A 24450-nucleotide genomic window follows, 5' to 3' on the forward strand; every position below is an offset into this window, starting at 1 on the left:
AAATAATAGTGCTGTAATCTTCTGAAACAATTTGGTGAGATATTATTATTTTTCAGTTAGTTATGAGTATCAACCAGCAATCGGAAGTTATATTTGTTACCTCTTTTTTAAGGATGTTTCATTTACCGCTCATTTAAAAGGAACAAGCATGAATTCACCAATGACCGAACTCCCAGAAGTGTTGAGAAGTCAGTGTGGTTTTAACTGCCTGACAGATATTTGCCACTACTCTTTTAACGAATTCCGTCAGGAAGTCAGTGATCATCTCTCTTGGTCAGAGACTCACAACTTATATCGTGATGCACAACAGGCACAAAAGGATAACCGCCTGTATGAAGCGCGTATTCTCAAACGCGCGAATCCTCAGTTACAAAATGCGATGTATCTTGCCATCACAACCCCTCACGATGAGTTGCGAAGCTATAATGATGAATTTGGTGGCCGCGCCAGCCAATATGTAACCCCTGGCTCGGTTTCCTCCATGTTTTCCCCCGCCGCTTATCTGACTGAGCTTTATCGTGAAGCGCGCAATTTACATGCGGAAAGCTCCGTTTATCATCTGAATAAACGCCGCCTGGACCTCAAATCAATGATACTCAGTCAACAAAGTATGGATACAGAACTTTCCACGCTTTCTCTATCCAATGAGCTGTTACTAGAAGGAATTAAAACTGAGTCTAAGTTTGACAGCTATACTAAAGTGATGGAAATGTTATCCGCTTTCCGTTCTTCAGGCGCTACGCCTTATCACGACGCTTATGAAAACGTGCGTAAAGTTATCCAGCTACAAGATCCCGGGCTTGAACAACTCAACGCATCACCAGCAATCGCCGGACTAATGCATCAAGCCTCTTTATTAGGGATTAATGCCTCTATCTCGCCTGAATTGTTTAATATTCTGACAGAGGAGATTACCGAAGATAAGGCACAGGATCTCTATAAGAAGAATTTTGGCGATATCGAACCGGCTTTATTAGCAATGCCGGAATATCTTAAAAGTTATTACAATTTAAGTAATGAAGAACTTAACCAATTTATCGGTAAAGCAAGCAATTTTGGTCAACAAGAATATAGTAACAATCAGCTTATTGCTCCGATAATCAACAGTGATGGCTCAGTTAAAGTTTATCGAATTACCCGACAATACACTATTAATACTGATCAAATAAATAAGGTTGGTTTATTTCCTCTTGGCGGTGAGAATTATCAGTTAAGTTATAATTTCAAAAACTTTTATAATGCTACCTATTTATCTATCAAGTTAAACAATGACAAAGAACTTGCACGAGTCAATGAAGCCTCCCAAGTAAATACTGAATATACAGCGAATATTACTCTAAGTCAGTCTGATATTAGCCAACCTTTTCAGATTTATTTAAAGCGCGTACTTGCTAATGGCAATTTCGCCCATACTGCGGCAAAATTTACTGTTGAAGAGTATAACCAATACTCTTTCCTGCTAAAACTGAATAAAGCAATTCGTTTATCCCGGGCTACGGAATTGTCACCAACAATCCTGGAAAGCATTGTCCTTAGTGTTAATCAACAACTGGACATCAACGCCGCAGTATTAGGTAAAGTCTTTCTGGTTAAATACTATATGCAACGTTATGGTATTAATGCTGAAACTGCTTTGATACTGTGCAATTCCTCCATTTCACAACGTTCATATGATAACCAATCCAGCCAATTTGATCGTCTGTTTAATACTCCGCCACTAAATGGTCAGTATTTTTCCGCCGAAGATGAAGAACTTGATTTAAATCCAGGAAGTGCTGATGATTGGCGCAAAGCGGTACTTAAACGCGCATTTAATGCTGATGATATCTCACTCTACCGCCTCCTCCAGATCACCGACCATAATGATAAAGATGGGAAGATTAAAAATAACCTGGAGAATCTTTCCGACTTATATATAGGGAAATTACTGGCAGAAATCCATCAATTAACCATTGATGAATTGGATTTATTGCTGGCCGCTATGGGAGAAAAAGTCACTAATTTATATAAAATCAATGATCACAAGCTGGCGATTTTAATCAACAAACTCTATACCATTACTGGCTGGTTACGCACACGGAAGTGGAGTGTATATCAGCTGTTCGTCATGACCACGACAAGCTATGACAAAACCCTGATACCGGAAATCCAGACTCTTCTGGATACCGTCTACCATGGTTTGCAAAGCTTTGACAAGGAGCAAACAGATCTGCTGGATGCTATGTCGCCTTATATCGCCGCTACCTTGCAATTACCTTCTGAGCACGTCGCGCATTCAGTACTCCTTTGGGCAGATAAGCTAAAACCTGGCGACGGTTCCATAACAACTGAACAATTTTGGAGCTGGTTACAGGTACAACATAAATCAGATCAATCAGAGCACCAAATCACACAGGAACACGTTGTTCAATATTGCCATGCACTGGCGCAATTGGGCCTGATTTACCATTCTACCGGCCTCAACGAAAACGCCTTCCGTCTGTTTGTAACGAAACCAGAAATCTTTAGCATCCCAACCGGGGCTGCACCGGCTCATGATTCTTTATCATTGATCATGCTGACAAGTTTCGCTGACTGGGTTAATGCATTGGGTGAAAAAGCTTCCTCCGTGCTAACTGCCTTTGAAAACAAAGTATTGACGGCAGAGCAATTAGCCAACGCGATGAGTCTTGACGCTAATTTATTATCACAAGCCAGTATTCAGGCACAAAACCATCAACAAGTTACTCAAGAAAATGCCTTTTCTTATTGGACATCTATCGACATTATCCTGCAATGGGTTGGTGTTTCGCATAAATTGAATGTCTCCCCCCAAGGTGTTTCAGCTCTGGTCGCGTTGGATTACATTCAATCGGCTCAAAAAACACCGACCTATGCCCAGTGGGAAAACGCCGCAGGGGTATTAACCGCCGGATTGAACTCACAACAGGCCAATACTTTGCACGCCTTTCTGGATGAGTTTCGCAGTGCTGCGTTAAGCACCTACTATATCCGTAAGGTTGCCAGTAAAGATGCCGTGATTAAAAGCCGTGATGACCTGTATCAGTATTTATTGATTGATAATCAGGTTTCCGCTGCCATTAAGACCACCCGGATCGCCGAAGCCATTGCCAGTATTCAACTGTACGTCAACCGGGCACTGGAAAATGTGGAAGAAAATGCCGATTCAAGTGTTATCAGTCGCCAGTTCTTTATCGATTGGGACAAATACAACAAGCGTTACAGCACCTGGGCCGGCGTCTCTCAGTTAGTTTACTATCCGGAAAATTACATCGATCCGACCATGCGTATCGGACAAACAAAGATGATGGGTGCACTGCTGCAATCCGTCAGCCAGAGTCAATTGAAGAGTGATACCGTCGAAGACGCTTTTATGTCCTACCTGACTTCGTTTGAACAGGTGGCAAATTTGGAAGTTATCAGCGCGTATCATGACAACATCAATAATGACCAAGGGCTGACCTATTTTATCGGACGCAGTGAAACTGATGCCGGTGAATATTATTGGCGCAGTGTCGATCACAGTAAATTCAGTGATGGTAAGTTCGCGGCTAACGCCTGGAGCGAATGGAGTAAAATTGATTGTCCAATTAACCCTTATAAAAATACTATCCGTCCAGTGATATATAAATCCCGTCTATACCTAATCTGGTTGGAACAGAAGGAAATCACTAAACAGACAGGAAACAGCAAAGATGGTTATCAAACAGAGACAGATTATCGTTATGAACTGAAATTGGCGCATATCCGTTATGATGGCACCTGGAATACGCCAATCACCTTTGATGTAAATGAAAAAATATCTGCTTTAAAACTAGAAAATAAAGCACCTGGACTCTATTGTGCCGGTTATCAGGGTGAAGACACTTTACTAGTCATATTTTATAATAAACAGGATACGCTGGATAGTTATAAAAAAGCCTCAATGCAAGGATTATATATCTTCTCCGATATGGCATCCAAAAATATGACCCCAGAACAGAGTAATGTTTATCGGGATAACAGTTATAAACAGTTTGATACCAACAGCATCAGAAGAGTTAATAACCGCTACGCGGAAGATTATGAGATCCCCTCATCAGTAAATAGCCGCAAGGATTATTACTGGGGAGATTATTACCTTAGCATGGTATATAACGGCAATATTCCGGTTATCAGTTATAAAGCCGCATCAAGTGATTTAAAAATCCAAATCTCACCGAAATTAAGAATCATTCATAATGGACTTGAAGGCCGACAACGTAATCAGTGCAACCTGATGAAAAAATATGGCAATTTGGGTGATAAATTTATTATCTATACAAATCTGAAAGTTAATACGCATTGGACGCAAGACGAAAGAATTATCTACCCTGTTTATCAATATAGTGGAAACGTCACCAATAATAGTAAAGGTAGGTTACTGTTTTATCGGGATAATACAATTAACCAAGTTAGTGTCTTTCTTCCTACTTGGGGGAAAAGCCTATATTCAGAGACTAACAATAGTAGCGATGGCTATATTATCGATACATCTAATGACAAATCTTTATTTAAGAAATATCTCTATATGGAGAATCGATATAATAATAACTGTATTGCTACTGATGTCGATGGGCCAATAGATATCAACACGGCAATTTCCCCGGCAAAAGTTCAGGTAACCGTGAAAGCGGGTAGCAAGGAGAAAACTTTTACAGCAGATAAAGATGTCTCCACTCAACCGTCACCCAGTTTCGAAGAGATGTATTATCAATTTAATGCCCTCGAAATAGATGGTTCAGGACTGAATTTTATTAATAATTCAGCCAGTATTGATATCACCTTTACCGCATTTGCAGAAGATGGCCGCAAATTGGGCTGGGAAAGTTTCAGTATCCCGGTCACCCGTAAGGTGAGTACCGATAATGCCCTGACTCTTCACCATAACGAAAATGGCGCGCAATATATGCAATGGGGAGTCTATCGTACTCGCCTGAATACCCTGTTTGCCCGTCAATTAGTTAACCGTGCTACCACTGGAATCGATACTATTTTGAGTATGGAAACTCAAAATATTCAGGAGCCACAATTAGGAGAAGGGTTCTTTGCTAATTTCGCGCTTCCTAAATACGATCAAGACACACACGGCAATGAACGCTGGTTTAAAATTCATATAGGTAATGTTGATGGTAGCAATTCAATACAGCTATATTACCAAGGAACATTGACTGATACCGAAACCAATATCACTCTTTTTATTCCCTATGCTAAAGGATCTTATACCAACGAAGGCGTCAGATTGGGAGTTGAATATAAGAAAGTATTTTATCAAGGCTCCTGGGAACCCGCTTTCTTCTACTTCAATGAAACTCAGCAGAGGTTTGTACTGATCAATGATGCTGATCATGACTCAGCGATGACGCAAGCAGGAGAGAAAAAAGACGTCAAAAAATATAAAGGCTTTTTTGATGTTTTTATTCTGGCTGATCATATGGAACCTATGGATTTCAGCGGTTCTAACAGTCTCTACTTCTGGGAACTGTTCTACTATACCCCGATGCTGGTTGCTCAACGTTTGCTGCATGAACAAAACTTTGATGAAGCTAACCGCTGGCTGAAATATGTCTGGAGCCCATCAGGTTATATTATTCACGGTCAAATTCAGAATTATCGCTGGAATGTACGTCCGCTGCTGGAAGATTCCGGTTGGAACAACGATCCTCTCGATTCTGTCGATCCTGACGCGGTGGCACAGCATGATCCAATGCACTACAAAGTCTCAACCTTTATGCGTACTCTTGATCTGCTAATGGCTCGTGGGGATTATGCCTATCGCCAGCTGGAACGGGATACGCTCAACGAAGCCAAAATGTGGTATATGCAGGTACTACACTTGTTAGGTGATAAACCCTATCTGCCACTCAACCCAACGTGGGGCGATCCACGTTTGGATAAAGCCGCTGACATTACCACGCAAAAAGCCTACTCCCGCTCAATGGTGACCCTGCGACAAGGCACACCGACACCATTATCATTGCGCACAGCTAACAGTCTGACTGATCTTTTCCTGCCACAGGTCAATGAAGTGATGATGAACTACTGGCAAACACTGGCGCAACGACTGTACAACCTGCGTCATAATCTCTCCATTGACGGTCAACCATTGAATCTGCCTATCTATGCGACACCGGCAGATCCGAAAGCGTTACTCAGTGCGGCAGTTGCCAATTCTCAGGGTAGCGGCAACCTTCCACAAATATCTACATCACTATGGCGTTTCCCTCACATGTTGGAAAACGCCCGCAGCATGGTCAGTCAGCTCACTCAGTTTGGCTCCACGCTACAAAATATTATCGAACGCCAAGATGCTGAGGCATTAAACGCCCTGCTGCAAAATCAAGCCGCAGAGCTGATATTGACCAACCTGAGTATTCAGGACAAAACCATCGAAGAGCTGGACGCCGAAAAAGTTGTACTGGACAAGACCCGCGCCGGGGCACAGTCACGTTTTGACAACTACAGCAAGTTGTACGATGAAAACATCAATGCCGGTGAAGATCGTGCTATGTCGCTACGTGCCAGCGCAGCCGGGCTCACCACGGCGGTTCAGGCGTCACGTCTGGCAGGGGCAGCAGCTGATTTGGTGCCAAACATCTTCGGCTTCGCTGGTGGTGGCAGCCGCTGGGGGGCAATTGCTGAGGCTACAGGCTATGTGATGGAGTTCTCCGCTAATGTCATGAACACCGAAGCGGATAAAATCACCCAATCTGAAACTTATCGCCGCCGCCGTCAGGAGTGGGAAATTCAGCGTAATAATGCCGAAGCAGAGATAAAACAAATTGATGCTCAGCTTAAATCGCTGGCAGTGCGCCGTGAAGCTGCTGTATTGCAGAAAACCAGTCTGAGAACCCAACAAGAGCAGACTCAGGCGCAATTGGCCTTCCTGCAACGTAAATTTAGCAATCAGGCGCTGTATAACTGGCTGCGCGGTCGATTGGCTGCCATTTACTTCCAGTTCTACGATCTGGCGGTCGCCCGTTGTTTAATGGCTGAACTGGCCTATCGTTGGGAAACTAATGATACCGCTGCACGCTTCATTAAGCCTGGAGCCTGGCAGGGAACTTATGCCGGCTTGCTCGCCGGTGAAACTTTGATGCTGAGCCTGGCACAAATGGAAGATACCCACCTGAAACAGGAGCAACGCGCACTGGAAGTGGAACGTACCGTTTCTCTGGCTGAAGTTTATGCTGGATTATCCAGCGATAAATTCAATCTTTCGGAGAAAATCTCAGAATTAGTGGGTAAAGGCTCAGGCAGTGCCGGTAACAGCAGTAATAAACTTGCATTTGGTACCGGTACGGATACTAAAACCTCACTGCAAACGTCCATTTCATTGGCTGACCTGAACATTCGCAACGATTATCCAGCCTCTATTGGTAAAACCCGTCGAATCAAACAGATTAGTGTCTCCCTGCCGGCGCTGCTTGGACCATATCAGGATGTACAAGCGGTTCTGTCTTATGGTGGAGACACCACCGGATTAGCCAAAGGCTGTAAGGCACTGGCGGTTTCTCATGGAGTGAATGATAGTGGTCAGTTCCAGCTTGATTTCAATGATGGTAAGTTCTTACCGTTTGAAGGGATTGCTGTTGATGATAAGGGCACACTGACATTAAGTTTCCCAAATGCCACCAGCAAGCAAAAAGCCATGTTGCAGACGCTAAACGATATCATTCTGCATATTCGTTACACTATTCTTGAATAATCACTCAACATCACACTAAAACAGGCCCCAAAAACGGGGCCTGCAAACAATCAAAATAATGCCTTTTCTGATTGTTCTCTTTGCTCTCAATAAGAATTTAAGCGGGATAATTCCGCAGTTTTGTTAAATTACCTTCGAAACTAGTCATGTGGAATCCCTCACCGGCATTTTTGTAACAAGCAAGGCATTCCATCAGTCAGATATGGAGCATCTAAAATTTAGTAGCTTTGAACATAACGAAAGGTGGGTAATATCGTAGACCTTCAGTATCCTTTGGAACATCAGCGTCACTATGTTCAAAAAGTTCAACAGTTTTGAACCCGGCCTCGTTCAAGATTTTGTAATATGTATCTTTATGCCAATGCGTATCTGAAATCTTAAAAACACTTCCATTTGGCAGATCTAAATACACTGGCTTGATTTCTCCATCACTGTATTTTTTATTTAGATCACCGCTCATAAAAGAACTGAACTTAATCCCAACGGAATCCGGATTGGTATCCAATACGTAAAAAATGCCACCAGGTTTTAATGTCCTGTGAATTTCCTTAGCGATTTTCAAAAGATTAGACTTTTCACTGTTAGTAATGAACACGTAACAGCATATAGCTGCGTCGAAAGTATTATCATTGAAGTTAAGGACATCAGTTGTGATTTGATGATAAGAACTATTGCCACGATTGATGTTGCTGGAAGCTTTGTCTACCATGGTTTGTGAGATATCTACTCCCGTTACCGTCTTTATGCCTCCAGCAATTAGCCGACGTGACGCTTTCCCACCACCACAACCGTAATCAAGAACTGATATGTTTGGCCCCAAGCTTTCCTTAAGGTTCTCAATCAACGGTGTGTACCCAAGTCTATCTTCCAAATAATCATCATATTGATCGAATAAGTTTGCAGCCTCTTCATTCATCCAGTCAGTATTCATTTGTTATCTCATATTCATTTATGTGTAGTAATAACTCAAAAAGGAGTAGATTTGCCTATTTCAGCCCGTTCAATAAAAAAGATCTGTGATTCAGAGCGACGAATTTTCTTCTCGTACTCCAGAACCTGGGATACCACTGAAAAATCCGATTCAGGTATTACAGGCGGTAAACATATTGGCTCAAATGTTTCAAATGGACGATCCCGTATGGATTGGACTTTCTCTTAAATTGAGAGGGTATTTTCGTGGCACATCATAATATCCTTAAAGTTCCAATTTCGGAAAATAAGCACTCTTTCGAATTTAGTTTTTAAGAGTTTTTAAGAAAAAACATAACCTAGTTAAATAAACAGGTTTAACAGAACCTAAAATAATAGCTTGGCTTTTGTCAACACCTACATCATATTTAGCAATGTTGTTTTTTCTTTAAATTGAACACATTTCTCCAGAACCCCATTGTGAAAAAATTCAATATCAAAATGACACAAATACAACCATATGTATATAGCTATTATCTATATATTGAGTTCAGTCACAATATTCATTTTTTTACAGGAGGTTTCTTGTATATATACCTAATTAATTTGAATCCTGCATCTTCAAATTAATTAGGTATATTACCATTCTAAAAATAGTTTTAAAAAAATAATCACTATATTCATTGAAAATCATTACTTACCACAGAATGATATATGGTCGAGATAATAACTATGTTCTCTTCGCTCATCACAAAATATTAATCATTTTACTTTTCATAAAACACCATTCAAAACAATGGCAATTATTTCATAAGTTTATCATTAATAAATGTAATTATTATTAATGTTATTATAAATTTTGTTATTGCATTACCACAGTCATTTAGAGAAACAATAGATAATAACGCTATGAAATAGTTAATGTCCAAAGATACCGTTTTATCTACCCGTTATTTCAACCTATTTCAGCCCGTTATCAGACGTCATATTTGCTGCCTTATTTTAATGAATATCAATAACTTCTTTATTGTATCCATGATACGCAGGGCGGCATAAGTGTTTTATTTTTAACATCTAAAAGGAATAAACATGAACACTCTCACTTCCGAACGCTCTGAAATGATATCGCAGGCACAAAAAGCTAACCGACTGCATGAAGCGAGTATTCTCAAACGCGCCAATCCTCAATTACAAAATGCGGTACATTTTGCCATTACAGCGCCTCATGCTGATCAGCAAGGCTATAACAGTAAATTTGGTGGCCGTGCCAGCCAGTATGTAGCCCCCGGTGCAGTTGCTTCCATGTTCTCTCCCGCTGCTTATCTGACTGAGCTTTATCGCCAGGCACGTGATTTACATGCAGATAGTTCCGATTATCATCTGGATAAACGCCGCCCGGATTTACAATCCTTGGCTCTCAGCCAAAAAAATATGGATTCAGAGATTTCCACGCTTTCTCTGTCCAATAAGGTGTTGCTGGAGGGTATTAAGAATAAACTGCTGGAGCATATTAAAACTCTGTCCAAGGACAAGCTGCTGAAAGATATTGCACCTCTGTTCAAGGACAAGCTGCCGGAGAATATTGAAACTCTGTTCAATCTGGACAGCCACACTAAAGTAATGGAAGCGTTACCCAATTTCCGCGTTTCTGGCATGATGCCATATCACGATGCTTATGAAAGAGTACGTAAGATTATTCAATTACAGGCTCCGGTGTTTGAACAAGTCAGTACATCATCGGAAACAACTATCGCCAATCTGATGTATCAAGCTTCCCTATTGGGAATTAATGCTTCTGTCTCGCCTGAATTATTTAATACTCTAACGGAAGAGATCACCGAAGCTAATGCAAATGAGAAGTTTAAGAAAAACTTTGGGGATATAAAGCTAGCAGAACTTCTCACTCTGGATGCCTTGAAATACTATTACAATTTAACCAATGAAGAATTAGAACAATTTTTAAAATATGTATTAATAGAAAGTAATTCTACTTATACAAATAATCAGCTTATTAATATAAGCATTGATACGTCAGGTAAAATACAATTGAGTCGTATAACACGAACACCTGGCTCAAATTATAACAACCTCAATTACATGAATTTATACCCTATTCAAAATAAGCATTTTTATGTTGATATTAGCTATAAGAAAAAAGCTGGGCAAGTTAGTATTAGACTCAACTATCCTCAGTCTAAATATCTTACAGGTATATATAACAACACGACCCTAGAAAACATGAATTATTCTTCCCCAAGGTTTCAATTAGCCAAAGAAGACATTCAAAAAGAATTTATTCTTTTAAGTTATCGTTATAAAGAAAATAGCCATTCAGATATATCTGACTCATCTTATGCCAAGTTCCAAATTCAGAATTATTCACCTGCAATTTTTCTGTTAAAACTTAATAAAACCATTCTCTTGTCCCATGCAACAAAACTTCTTCCAGCAGTACTGGAAAAAATTGTCTTCGGTATCAATCAGGAACTAGATATCAACGCAGAAGTATTAAAGAAAGTCTTTCGCGTTAAATATTATATGCAACGTTACGGTATTGATGCCGAGACTGCACTAATACTGTGCAAAGCACCAATTTCAAAAAATACCCATGACGACCACTCCAGCCAGTTTGATCGTTTGTTTAATACTCCAAAACTAAATGGTCAGGTTTTTTCCGACAAGAGTGAGGAGATGATTGATTTAAATCCAAGTGGTACCAGCGACTGGAAAAACACTGTGCTTAAACGTGCTTTTAATGTCGATGATACCTCATTCTATCGCCTGTTAAAGATTGCCAACCGTGACAATTCTGATGGGAGGATAATCAACAATATAGAGAATCTTTCTCATCTTTATCTGGCGAAATTACTGGCGGACATCCATCAGTTAACTATCGATGAATTGAGTTTACTGCTGAAAACCATAGGTGAAGAAAAAACTAATTTATCTACAATCAGTCATACTGCTCTGGAGACTCTGATTGATAAACTCTATGCCGTCATCAGTTGGCTGCGTACACAAAAGTGGAGTGTGTATCAGTTGTTTATGATGACTACCACTAAATATGACATAACCCTGACTCCGGAAATCCAGAACCTGCTAGATACTGTCTACAATGGCTTGCAGGGCTTTAACAGTGAAAATGAGGCAAATCTGCTGTTGAAAATGTCTCCTTATATCGCCGCCGCTCTGCAATTGCCGTCTGAAAATGTTGCTCACTATGTACTCACCTGGGCAGATCAGCTAAAACCTAGCGCAGGAAAAGTAACAGCAGGAAAATTCTTAGGATGGTTGCAGGCTCTACGCGATCCAAAACAACCAAAATCCGCTGTAACACAAGAGCAGGCTGTTCAATACTGCCAATGCCTGGCACAACTGACGTTGATTTACCGTTCCACCGACCTTAGCGAAAGCACTTTACGTCTGTTTGTCACAAAACCGCAGCTCTTTGGCATTAAAGCGGGAACAGCACCAACGCATACCACCTTGATAACGCTGACACGTTTTGCTGACTGGGTTAATTCTCTGGGTGAAAATGCCTCTTCTGTACTAACCGAATTTGAAAAGGAAACATTAACAGCAGAGCAACTGGCTAAGGCAATGAATCTTGATGAAAATCTGCTATTGCAAGCCAGTACCCAAGCACAGAAGGATTTCTCCCTCTGGACATCTCTCGATACCATCCTGCAATGGGTTAATATTGCGCGTCAATTGAATATTTCCCCATCAGGCGTTTCAGCGCTGATGAAATTACAGGCTGAAAAATCCACTTATGATCAGTGGGAAAATGTAGCTACGATATTAACCGCCGGATTGAACACCCAACAGGCCAACACCTTGCACGCTTTTGTGGATGAGTCTCGCAGCGCCGCATTGAGTGAGTACTATATCGGTAAAGTCTCCAGTCAAAACCCAGCGATTAAAAATCGTGATGACCTGTACCAGTACTTATTGATCGATAACCAAGTTTCTGCTGCCATCAAAACCACGCCGATTGCTGAAGCTATCGCCAGCATCCAGCTATATATAAACCGGGCATTGAAAAATATGGAGGGAAATGCAGTTTCACAGGTTGTCAACCGACCATTCTTTACTGATTGGGATAAATACAACAAACGCTACAGCACCTGGGCCAGCATTGCTAAGCTCGTTTATTACCCAGAAAATTACATTGATCCGACCATGCGCATCGGACAGACAAAAATGATGGATGCGCTGCTGCAATCCATCAGCCAGAGTCAACTGAATACCGATACGGTAGAAAACGCCTTTATGTCTTATCTGACAGTGTTCGAACAGGTAGCTAATCTGGAAGTCGTCAGCGCCTATCATGACAGTACCAATAGTGATCGAGGACTAACCTATTTTATCGGACACAGTAAAACAGAAGTTAACCAATATTACTGGCGTAGCGTGGATCACAATAAATTCAACGACGGTAAATTCCCTGCTAACGCCTGGAGTGAGTGGTACAAAATTGACTGTCCAATAAATCCCTATCAGAGCACTATTCGCCCGGTAATCTTCCAATCCCGCCTGTATTTAATTTGGCTGGAGCAGAAAAAGATTTCTAAGCAAACAGAAAGTAATCACCAAACCATTGAGGACTACCATTATGAACTGAAACTGGCACATATCCGTTATGACGGTACCTGGAGCACACCAATAACCGTTGGTGAAAAAGTATCTGTTATTTTGAAAACACTAAAATTATCAGAACAATCAGCAGAGCAACAACTGGGACTCTATTGTTCAAATAGCCAAGATGAAGATAAATTGCTGGTAATATTTTATCTCAAACAAGATGAACTAAATGCGTATGAGAGAAAAGTAATAGAGGTAGAAGCAGCAGAAACAAAGGTAAAAGCAGAAGAAGAAAGGGAAGAATCAGATGTAATTTCAGTAGAAGAACATCAAGCAAAACGTAAAGAAGAAGAAGAAGCAAAAACAAAATCAGAAGCATTAATGCAAGGGCTGTATATTTCCTCTGATATGTCATTTAAAAATGTGGAGCCTGGACGACTCAAAAATAACATTTATAAAAGCACTTATAGCCAATTTGATACCAATAAAATTATAAGAGTAAATAATCTATATGAAGAAAAATATAAACTGCCCTCATCGATAGACTACAATAGTTCCTATTCTTGGGAATCAAGCTATTTTAGTCTAGTGTATGGTGGAAACATTCAAGCTATCAGTCACAAAGTCACATCATCTGGTTTAAAAATCCAGATATCACCAAAGCTAAAGATTATTCATAATTGGAATGATAATCAACTGAGTAATCAATATGTGGATGAACTTGATGATATAGATAAAACCCGACTGCGTAATCAATACAAACTGATAAAGAAATATGGTAAACTAGGTGATAAGTTCATTATTTATAAAAAATTAGGTTCCAACCCAGATCACTCGTCAAGTCAGCTGATGTTTTACCCTGTCTATCAGTATAGTGGAAATACCAGCAACCTTGAGCAAGGAAGATTGCTGTTTTATCGAGATACAGATTACTCATCTAAAGTAGAAGCATGGATACCAACTATCTTTCGCACATTTACCAAAGACAATGCTGTCATTGGTGATGATTACATTACAGATTCCCTGAATCGGCCAGATAATTTTAAGGGATACATCTATATGACTGACAACAAGGGAATTGCTACTGATGTATCAGAATCAATAGATATCAACACAGCAATTTCTCCTGAAAAAGTTAAGGTAACAGTGACTACGGGTAATAAAACACAAACTTTTACAGCAGATAAATATGTTTCAACTCAACCATCACCCAGTTTAGAAGAAATGTATTATCAGTTTAACACCCTCGAAATAGATATTCCTGAACAGGCATTCAACGATAATATAGCGGATATTAATGTTACTTTTACCGTATTCGCTGCGGTATTTGAAGACGGAGTTGAAACTAAACTAGGTGAGGAACATTTCAGTATCCCGATTACCCGCAAGATTAAAGACGATACTGTTCTGACCCTTCACCATGAGACAAACGGGGCACAATATATGCAGTGGGGAGCCTATCGTACTCGCCTTAATACACTGTTTGCCAATCAATTAGTTAGCCGCGCTACGGCTGGAATCAATACTATTTTGAATATGGAGACCCAGAATATTCAAGAACCTATGATGGGAATTGGAGCTTATGTGGAGTTAGTTATGGACAAATATAATCCAGAAATCCACGGAATTAATAAATCCTTTACATTGATAAGTTCTGATATTTTTAGACATGGCGATCAGTTCACTATTTACCAAGGGACATTAAGCGACAGTACCCAAACGATAGTAAGATTATTCTTACCTCGTTTTGATAATGCTTATGGAAACAAAAACCGCCTTTATATCCGCGCTGTTTATCAAAAACAGAAAACAAACGATATTTTTTTCATTAAAGAGAATAATAATGAATACGCTACATTTGATACCACTCATAATCAAGGCACTTTCCCAGGTCTTGCATCAACCAGAGTAGTACCAACTTTCACAGAACCCATGGATTTCAGTGGCTCCAACAGCCTCTATTTCTGGGAACTGTTCTACTATGTCCCAATGTTGATTGCCCAGCGTTTACTGCACGAACAAAACTTCGATGAAGCTAACCGTTGGCTGAAATATGTCTGGAACCCGTCCGGTTATATTGAGAACGGTCAGATTCAGCATTACAACTGGAACGTTCGCCCATTGCTGGAAGATACCCGTTGGAACGATGATCCATTAAATTCGGTCGATCCTGATGCTGTAGCACAATATGATCCAATGCATTACAAAGTCGCTACTTTTATGCGCACTCTTGATCTATTGCTGGACCGTGGAGATTACGCCTATCGTCAGTTAGAACGAGATACGCTCAATGAAGCCAAAATGTGGTATATGCAGGCACTGCATCTGCTAGGCGATAAACCCCATCTACCGCTCAACTCAACATGGAATAATGAAAAAAGCCTGAGTGATGCCGCTAATCCTGAGAGGCAAAAGGCACATTCTCATGCAATAGCAGCCTTACGACAGGGTGAGTCTACACAGGTGAGTAGCCAGACAGATCTTTTCCTGCCCCAGGTCAATGAAGTCATGCTGAGCTATTGGCAGAAACTGGAACAACGGCTGTACAACCTGCGCCATAACCTCTCCATTGACGGTCAGCTTCTACATCTGCCTATTTACGCTACACCGGCAGATCCGAAAGCATTGCTCAGCGCCGCTGTCGCCAACTCCCAGGGCGGGGCAGCTCTCTCACAACCATTTATGTCACTGTGGCGTTTCCCACACATGCTGGAAAACGCACGCGGTATGGTGAGTCAGCTCACTCAATTTGGCTCCACGTTACAAAATATTATCGAACGTCAGGATGCTGAAGCCTTAAATGTCCTGCTACAAAATCAGGCAAAAGAGCTGATATTGACCAATATAAGCATACAGAACAAAACCATCGAAGAGCTGGATGCTGAAAAAACCGTGCTGGAAAAATCCAAAACCGGGGCACAATCACGCTTTAACAGCTACGGCAAGCTATACGATGAAAATATTAATGCGGGTGAACATCAAGCACTGGATATGAAAGTAGCTTCCCACAGCATTACAAGCGGATTGAAAAGTCTGCATATGGCTGCCGCCGCACTGGATATGGTACCGAATATCTACGGCCTGGCTGTCGGGGGATCACACTATGGCGCTATCGCCAATGCGATTGCTATTGGTGGTGGCATTGCCGCAGACGGTTTATTGATTGAGGCCGATAAAGTCTTGCAATCTGAAATATGGCGCCGCCGCCGTCAAGAATGGGAAATCCAGCGTAATAATGCACAAACCGAGCTGAACCAAATCGACGCTCAACTTGGTTCACTGGCAGTGCGCCGTGAAGCCGCAGTATTGCAGAAAACCAGCCTGAAAACCCAGCAGGAACAAACCCATGCACACCTGACCTTCCTGCAACGTAAGTTCAATAATCAAGCCCTGTTCAACTGGTTACGTGGCCGACTAGCCGCCATTTACTTCCAGTTCTACGATTTGGCGGTATCGCGTTGTCTGATGGCCGAAATGGCCTATCGTTGGGAGACGAATGAAACCACGACAAGCTTCATTAAGCCTGGTTCCTGGCAGGGAACCCATGCTGGCCTGCTCGCAGGTGAAACCTTGATGCTGAATCTGGCACAAATGGAAGATGCCCATTTGAGGTGGGATAAACGCGCTCTGGAAGTGGAACGTACTGTTTCATTAGCAGACGTTTATACGGAGCCTGGTCAGGATAGAATTGATTTAGCAACCGAAATCACAGATTTACTCGAAAAAAGGAAAGATAACTTGGGCAATGACAATAATGGCATCCGTCTCAATGACAATAAATTGATAGCCACAGTCAATCTTGCCAATTTGAACATTCGGGAAGATTACCCGGCATCTGTTGGCAAAACCCGACGCATCAAGCAGATCAGTGTCACCTTGCCAGCCCTATTAGGGCCATACCAGGATGTACAAGCCATTCTGTCCTACGGAAGAAGTGAAACCAGATTGGCCGAAAGCTGCAAATCACTGGCAGTTTCCCATGGAATGAGTGACAGCGGACAGTTCCAGCTCGATTTCAACAATGGTAAATTCCTGCCGTTTGAAGGGATTGCCGTTGATGATAAGGGAACATTGATATTGAGCTTCCCAAACGCAACTGACAAACAGCAAGCCATGTTACAGACTTTAAGTGATATTATTCTTCATATTCGCTATACCATTCGCTAATTAACTATCTCAACCAGAGACTAAAACAGGCCTCTAAACGGGGCCTGAATCTTTCCTAATAGGTCCCTTTGTTCACCACAAAATATTAATCATCTTATTTTTCATAATACACCATACGCAACAAATGCAATTATTTCATTTTGTTATTGTCACTAAAATATATTACTTTGGATGCAATTATAAATTTTGTTATTGCATTACCACTGCCATTCAAAGAAATAATAGATAATAACGTTATGAAATAGTTAATTTCCGAATGATACCGTTTTATCTACCCGTTATTTTCAACTTATTTCAGCCCGTTATCAGACGCCATATTTGCTACCTTATTTTAATGAATATCAATAACTTCTTTATTGATACGCAGGGCAGCATAAGTGTTTTATTTTTAACAGCTAAAAGGAATAAACATGAGCACACTCACGCCCGAACTCCTGGAAATCACACCGCAGGAACAAAAAGCTAACCGACTGCATGAAGCGAGTATTCTCAAACGCGCCAATCCTCAATTACAAAATGCGGTACATCTTGCCATTACAGAGCCTCATGCCGATCAGCAAGGTTATAACAGTAAATTTGGTGGCCGTGCCAGCCAATATGTAGCCCCCGGCGCAATTGCTTCCATGTTCTCTCCCGCCGCTTACCTGACTGAGCTTTATCGTCAGGCACGTGATTTACATGCGGAAAGTTCCATTTATCATCTGGATAAACGCCGCCCTGATTTAAAATCACTGACACTCAACCAGCAAAATATGGATGATGAAGTTTCTACACTTTCTCTATCTAATAAAGTATTGCTAGAAGGAATTAAGACGCTGACCGGGTTGGAAGGCCATACTAACGTGATGAAAACGCTATCAACCTTCCGCCCTTCTGGCATGATGCCGTATCACGATGCTTATGAAAATGTGCGTAAAATTATCCAATTGCAAGCTCCAGTATTTGAACAATTCAGTGAATCACCGGAAATCACCAAACTAATGTATCAAACCTCCCTATTGGGAATTAATGCTTCTGTCTCGCCTAAGTTGTTTAATATTTTGGTGGAGAAGATTACCGATGACGCAGATGAAATTAAGAGACTCTATAGGGAGAATTTTGGTGATATTGAACCTTCTCTGATGGCAACGCCGGAAAAGCTGAAAAGTTATTATAATCTGACGGATGAAGAACTTAATCAGTTTATTGACCAGCAAAAAATTAGACGAATACATGAGGAAATGAATTCCGAATACCCCAGCCAACAACCAGCTCAATATTATCTGCTGATGCTCAATAAGATTATTCGTCTGTCCCAGACAACAGGGCTGACACCAACAATCCTTAAAAGTATTATCGCTAGTAGCACCTATCAGGAGGTATCTAAATATCCAGAGGTAACCCTTGAAGCTGTAATCACCGTATATAATGAACTTAGTGATGGACCGGATATTGACGCAAAGATATTAAAGAAAATCTTTCGCGTTAAATACTATATGCAACGTTACGGTATTGATGCTGAAACCGCACTGATACTGTGCAATGTCCCCATTTCAGGAAACATCTATAGCGGTTCCCCCAGTCAATTGTTTAATCGCTTGTTTAATACCCCACCATTGGATGGTCAGAATTTTTCCGCGTCAGATGAGGAAGAGATTAATTTAAATCTGGATAGCGCCAATGACCGGCGTAAAGCGGTGCTTAAACGAGCTTTTAATGTTGATGATGACTCATTAAAGCGACTGCTCAAGATTACCAATCGCAGAAACACTAATAAGATAATCCATAGCGTAGCGAATCTTTCTTATCTCTATCTGGCTAAGTTGTTGGCAGACATCCATCAATTGACGGTTGATGAGCTGGATTTACTATTGGTTGCCATAGATGAAGGAACAACCCATTTATCTGGGATCAATGATGAAAATCTGGCTGCTCTGATTGACAAACTCTATGCCGTTACCAGTTGGCTACGTACACGGAAGTGGAGTATGTCTCAGTTGCTTGTAATAACTACTACCAACTATGACAAAACCCTTCTTCCTGAAATCCAGAACTTACTGGATACCATCTACAATGGTTTGCAGAGCTTCCATAAAGACGAAAATAAATCAGATCTGTTATTGAAAACCCTGTCTCCTTATATCGCCGCTGCTCTGCAATTGCCATCTGAAAATGCCGCTTACTACGTACTTATTTGGGCAGATCAGCTAAAACCTGGCGACGGTATAATGACGGCAAAAAAATTCTGGGGATGGTTGCGGGCTAAACACGACTCAAAACAACCAAAATCTTCTGTAACACCAGAACAGATTGCCCAATATTGCCAATGCCTAGCACAACTGGCACTAATTTACCGTTCCACCAGCCTTAGCGAAAACACTTTACGTCTGTTTGTCACAAAACCACAGCGCTTTGGCCTTACCGAAGTAACAGCATCAACACACAATGCATTATCACTGATAAGGCTGACACGTTTTACTGACTGGGTTAACTCTCTGGGTGAAAACGCCTCTACTGTCCTGACCGAATTTGAAAAGGAAACGTTAAAGGCAAAACAATTGGCTAACGCAATGAATCTTGATGAAAATCTGCTATTGCAAGCCGGTACCCAAGTGCCGAATGATTTCTCCCACTGGACATCTATCGACACTATCCTGCAATGGGTTAATATCGCGCGTCAATTAAACGTTTCTCCGCAGAACGTTTCAGAACTGGTGGAATTATTAACCGCAACCCTCCCTCTTTCCTATGACAAGTGGGAAAATATAGCTACAGTATTAACCGCCGGATTAGACACCCAAAAAGCGAATACCTTGCACGCTTTTCTGGATGAGTCTCGCAGCGCCGCATTGAGTGAGTACTATATCGGTAAAGTTGCCAGTCAAAACCCAGCGATTAAAAACCGTGATGACCTGTACCAGTACTTATTGATCGATAACCAAGTTTCTGCTGCCATCAAAACCACGCCGATTGCTGAAGCTATCGCCAGCATTCAACTGTATGTTAACCGGGCATTGAAAAAGATGGAGGGTGATACAGTCACAAATGCCATCTGCCACCCATTCTTTACCAACTGGGATAAATACAACAAACACTACAGCACTTGGGCTGGCGTCTCTAAGCTCGTTTACTACCCAGAAAATTACATCGATCCGACCATGCGCATCGGACAGACAAAAATGATGGATGCGCTGCTGCAATCCATCAGCCAAAGTCAACTGAATACCGATACCGTAGAAGACGCCTTTATGTCTTATCTGACATCGTTCGAACAGGTAGCTAATCTGGAAGTTGTCAGCGCTTATCATGACAATGCCAATAGTGATCAAGGACTAACCTATTTTATCGGGCACAGTAAAACAGAAGTTAACCAATATTACTGGCGTAGCGTGGATCACAATAAATTCAACGACGGTAAATTCCCTGCTAACGCCTGGAGTGAGTGGTACAAAATTGATTGCCCGATGAATCCCTATAAAAGCATTATCCGTCCGGTAATCTTCCAATCCCGCCTGCATTTAATTTGGCTGGAGCAGAAGAAGGTTGTTAAGCAGGCAGAAAATAATAATCAAACCGTCGAAGAATACTATCATTATGAACTAAAACTGGCTCATATCCGTTATGATGGTACTTGGAACACACCAATCAGCTTTGATGTGAATGACAAAATACCTTATGTTTTGAAAATGTCTAAGTCGGAGTTATTAGAGATATCGAAACTATTAGAGCAATTGAAAAAATACCAGGAACAATTAGAGAAAAAACTGAAAGAAGAGCAAGAGAATCAGGAATGGCTGGAGTTACAGGGGATGACGCCACTGAATCCACTACTGACTCCACCGGAGCCACAGGAACCACTAGAAAAATCGGAATTGGAGGAATTACGAAGACAATGGCAGGAGGAATTAGTACTATGGAGTCAGGAATTGGAACAACTACCAACTCAGATAGATATATACAATCACCTGAAGGAACTGAATCAACAAGAGATACAAAAACAACAAAATTTACTGGAACAGCAACTAGGGTTCTATTGTACAAATCATCAAGACAATAAATTGCTAGTAATGTTTTATCAAAAACAGGATACCTGGGATAAATATACAACAGAAGCACCAATAAAAGGGCTACATATTTTCTCAAATATGTTATTTGAAGCTATAAATCCTGAAGATTATATAACTCACATTTGTAAACAATTTGATATTAATACTGAAGCCAATTACATCATAAAGGTTAATAATCAATATGAAATCTCTTCATTAGCAGAAACGGATGACGATAATATCCTGACTATTAACCATGATGCAAATGGGGCACAATATATGCAATGGGAAATCCATCGCATTCGCCTTAATACGCTGTTTGCCCATAAATTAGTCAGTCGCGCCACCGTTGGAATTGATACTATTCTGAATATAGAGACCCAGAATATTCAAGAGCCTACTTTATGGAATAATAGTTTTACTGCAAAATTACCAATATATAGATCAGATCTTCACGGTGACAGCAGAAATATCACAATAATGTTAGGGAATGATATAGAAATACCTGACGAAAAAAATATCATTTATCAAGGTGAATTAAATGATGACATTCAATTAATTGATCTCTCTGAAACTTATATATCCGTAATAAATGGTAGTAATAGTACTAAGCCAAGAAATGAGCAGAAGGGTGGCTATTATTGGATTTATTTATTTGTAAAATATTCTGACCAACCAATAAACATTGGAGGGTTTTGGTTTATTAATGAAACTGATTTTAAATGTTATTATCCGATATATGATATGGAAAATATTTATCCTATTTTTACAGAAAATAAATTGGAAACCGAACCCATGGATTTCAGCGGTGCCAATAGTCTCTATTTCTGGGAACTGTTCTACTATGTCCCAATGTTGATTGCCCAGCGTTTACTGCACGAACAAAACTTCGATGAAGCTAACCGTTGGCTGAAATATGTCTGGAACCCGTCCGGTTATATTGAGAACGGTCAGATTCAGCATTACAACTGGAACGTTCGCCCATTGCTGGAAGATACCCGTTGGAACGATGATCCATTAAATTCGGTCGATCCTGATGCTGTAGCACAATATGATCCAATGCATTACAAAGTCGCTACTTTTATGCGCACTCTTGATCTATTGCTGGACCGTGGAGATTACGCCTATCGTCAGTTAGAACGAGACACGCTCAATGAAGCCAAAATGTGGTATATGCAGGCACTACACCTGCTAGGCGATAAACCTCATCTACCGCTCAACTCAACATGGAATGATGAAAAAAGCCTGAGTGATGCCGCTAATCCTGAGAGGCAAAAGGCACATTCCCATGCAATAGCAGCCTTACGACAGGGTGAATCTACACAGGTGAGTAACCAGACAGATCTTTTCCTGCCCCAGGTCAATGAAGTCATGCTGAGCTATTGGCAGAAACTGGAACAACGGCTGTACAACCTGCGCCATAACCTCTCCATTGACGGTCAGCTTCTACATCTGCCTATTTACGCTACACCGGCGGACCCGAAAGCATTGCTCAGCGCCGCTGTCGCCAACTCCCAGGGCGGGGCAGCTCTCTCACAACCATTTATGTCACTGTGGCGTTTCCCACACATGCTGGAAAACGCACGCGGTATGGTGAGTCAGCTCACTCAATTCGGCTCTACATTACAAAATATTATCGAACGTCAGGATGCTGAAGCCTTAAATGTCCTGCTACAAAATCAGGCAAAAGAGCTGATATTGACCAATATAAGCATACAGAACAAAACCATCGAAGAGCTGGATGCTGAAAAAACCGTGCTGGAAAAAACACGCCAGGGAGCACAATCACGCTTTAACAGCTACAGCAAGCTATACGATGAAAATATTAATGCGGGTGAACATCAAGCACTGGATATGAAAGTGGCTTCTCACAGTATTACAAGCGGATTGAAAAGTCTGCATATGGCTGCTGCTGCACTGGATATGGTACCGAATATCTACGGCCTGGCTGTTGGGGGATCACACTATGGTGCTATCGCCAATGCGATTGCTATTGGTGGTGGCATTGCCGCAGACGGTTTATTGATTGAGGCCGATAAAGTCTCGCAATCTGAAATATGGCGCCGCCGCCGTCAAGAATGGGAAATCCAGCGTAATAATGCACAAACCGAGCTGAACCAAATCGACGCTCAACTTGGTTCACTGGCAGTGCGCCGTGAAGCCGCAGTATTGCAGAAAACCAGCCTGAAAACCCAGCAGGAACAGACTCAGGCACAATTGACCTTCCTGCAACGTAAGTTCAGTAATCAAGCCCTGTTCAACTGGTTACGTGGCCGACTAGCCGCCATTTACTTCCAGTTCTACGATTTGGCGGTATCGCGTTGTCTGATGGCCGAAATGGCCTATCGTTGGGAGACGAATGAAACCACGACAAGCTTCATTAAGCCTGGTGCCTGGCAGGGAACCCATGCTGGCCTGCTCGCAGGTGAAACCTTGATGCTGAATCTGGCACAAATGGAAGATGCCCATTTGAGGTGGGATAAACGCGCTCTGGAAGTGGAACGTACTGTTTCATTAGCAGACGTTTATACGGAGCCTGGTCAGGATAGAATTGATTTAGCAACCGAAATCACAGATTTACTCGAAAAAAGGAAAGATAACTTGGGCAATGACAATAATGGCATCCGTCTCAATGACAATAAATTGATAGCCACAGTCAATCTTGCCAATTTGAACATTCGGGAAGATTACCCGGCATCTGTTGGCAAAACCCGACGCATCAAGCAGATCAGTGTCACCTTGCCAGCCCTATTAGGACCATACCAGGATGTACAAGCCATTCTGTCCTACGGAAGAAGTGAAACCAGATTGGCCGAAAGCTGCAAATCACTGGCAGTTTCCCATGGAATGAGTGACAGCGGACAGTTCCAACTGGATTTCAATAATGGCAAATTCCTGCCATTTGAAGGAATTACCGTTGATGATAGGGGAACATTGATATTGAGCTTCCCAAACGCGACTGACAAACAGCAAGCCATGTTACAGACTTTGAGTGATATTATTCTTCATATTCGCTATACCATTCGCTAATTAACTATC

4 protein-coding genes are annotated in these 24450 nt (G+C 41.4%); 3 read left to right on the forward strand and 1 reads right to left on the reverse strand.

Translation table 11 applies throughout. The features are described from left to right. Positions 1–148: 148 nt before the first annotated feature. A complete protein-coding gene (locus tag VY86_RS13825) occupies positions 149–7726 on the forward strand; it encodes a Tc toxin subunit A-related protein (RefSeq protein ID WP_052760840.1) in 7578 nt (2525 codons plus the stop codon). Positions 7727–7937: 211 nt separating this feature from the next. Here the strand turns inward: VY86_RS13825 and VY86_RS13830 are convergent, their stop codons facing one another. Beyond that, positions 7938–8657 carry a class I SAM-dependent methyltransferase gene (locus tag VY86_RS13830; protein WP_046975373.1) on the reverse strand — a complete coding sequence of 240 codons (720 nt, stop codon included), beginning with the start codon at positions 8655–8657 and terminating at the stop codon, positions 7938–7940. Between the two features lie 1067 nt (positions 8658–9724). Between VY86_RS13830 and VY86_RS25930 the strand changes: the two genes are divergently transcribed. After that, a complete protein-coding gene (locus VY86_RS25930) occupies positions 9725–17386 on the forward strand; it encodes a Tc toxin subunit A-related protein (protein WP_052760841.1) in 7662 nt (2553 codons plus the stop codon). A gap of 410 nt (positions 17387–17796) precedes the next feature. Further along, positions 17797–24441 carry a Tc toxin subunit A-related protein gene (locus tag VY86_RS13845; protein ID WP_046975374.1) on the forward strand — a complete coding sequence of 2215 codons (6645 nt, stop codon included), beginning with the start codon at positions 17797–17799 and terminating at the stop codon, positions 24439–24441. The last annotated feature ends 9 nt before the right edge of the window (positions 24442–24450 follow it).

Source organism: Photorhabdus thracensis (genome assembly GCF_001010285.1).
GTDB lineage: Bacteria > Pseudomonadota > Gammaproteobacteria > Enterobacterales > Enterobacteriaceae > Photorhabdus > Photorhabdus temperata.

Bases quoted from the DNA above. Each gene is read 5' to 3' on its own strand.
- VY86_RS25930 (WP_052760841.1), top strand. From the start codon at position 9,725: ATGAACACTCTCACTTCCGAACGCTCTGAAATGATATCGCAGGCACAA.
- VY86_RS13830 (WP_046975373.1), bottom strand. From the start codon at position 8,657: ATGAATACTGACTGGATGAATGAAGAGGCTGCAAACTTATTCGATCAA.
- VY86_RS13845 (WP_046975374.1), top strand. From the start codon at position 17,797: ATGAGCACACTCACGCCCGAACTCCTGGAAATCACACCGCAGGAACAA.
- VY86_RS13825 (WP_052760840.1), top strand. From the start codon at position 149: ATGAATTCACCAATGACCGAACTCCCAGAAGTGTTGAGAAGTCAGTGT.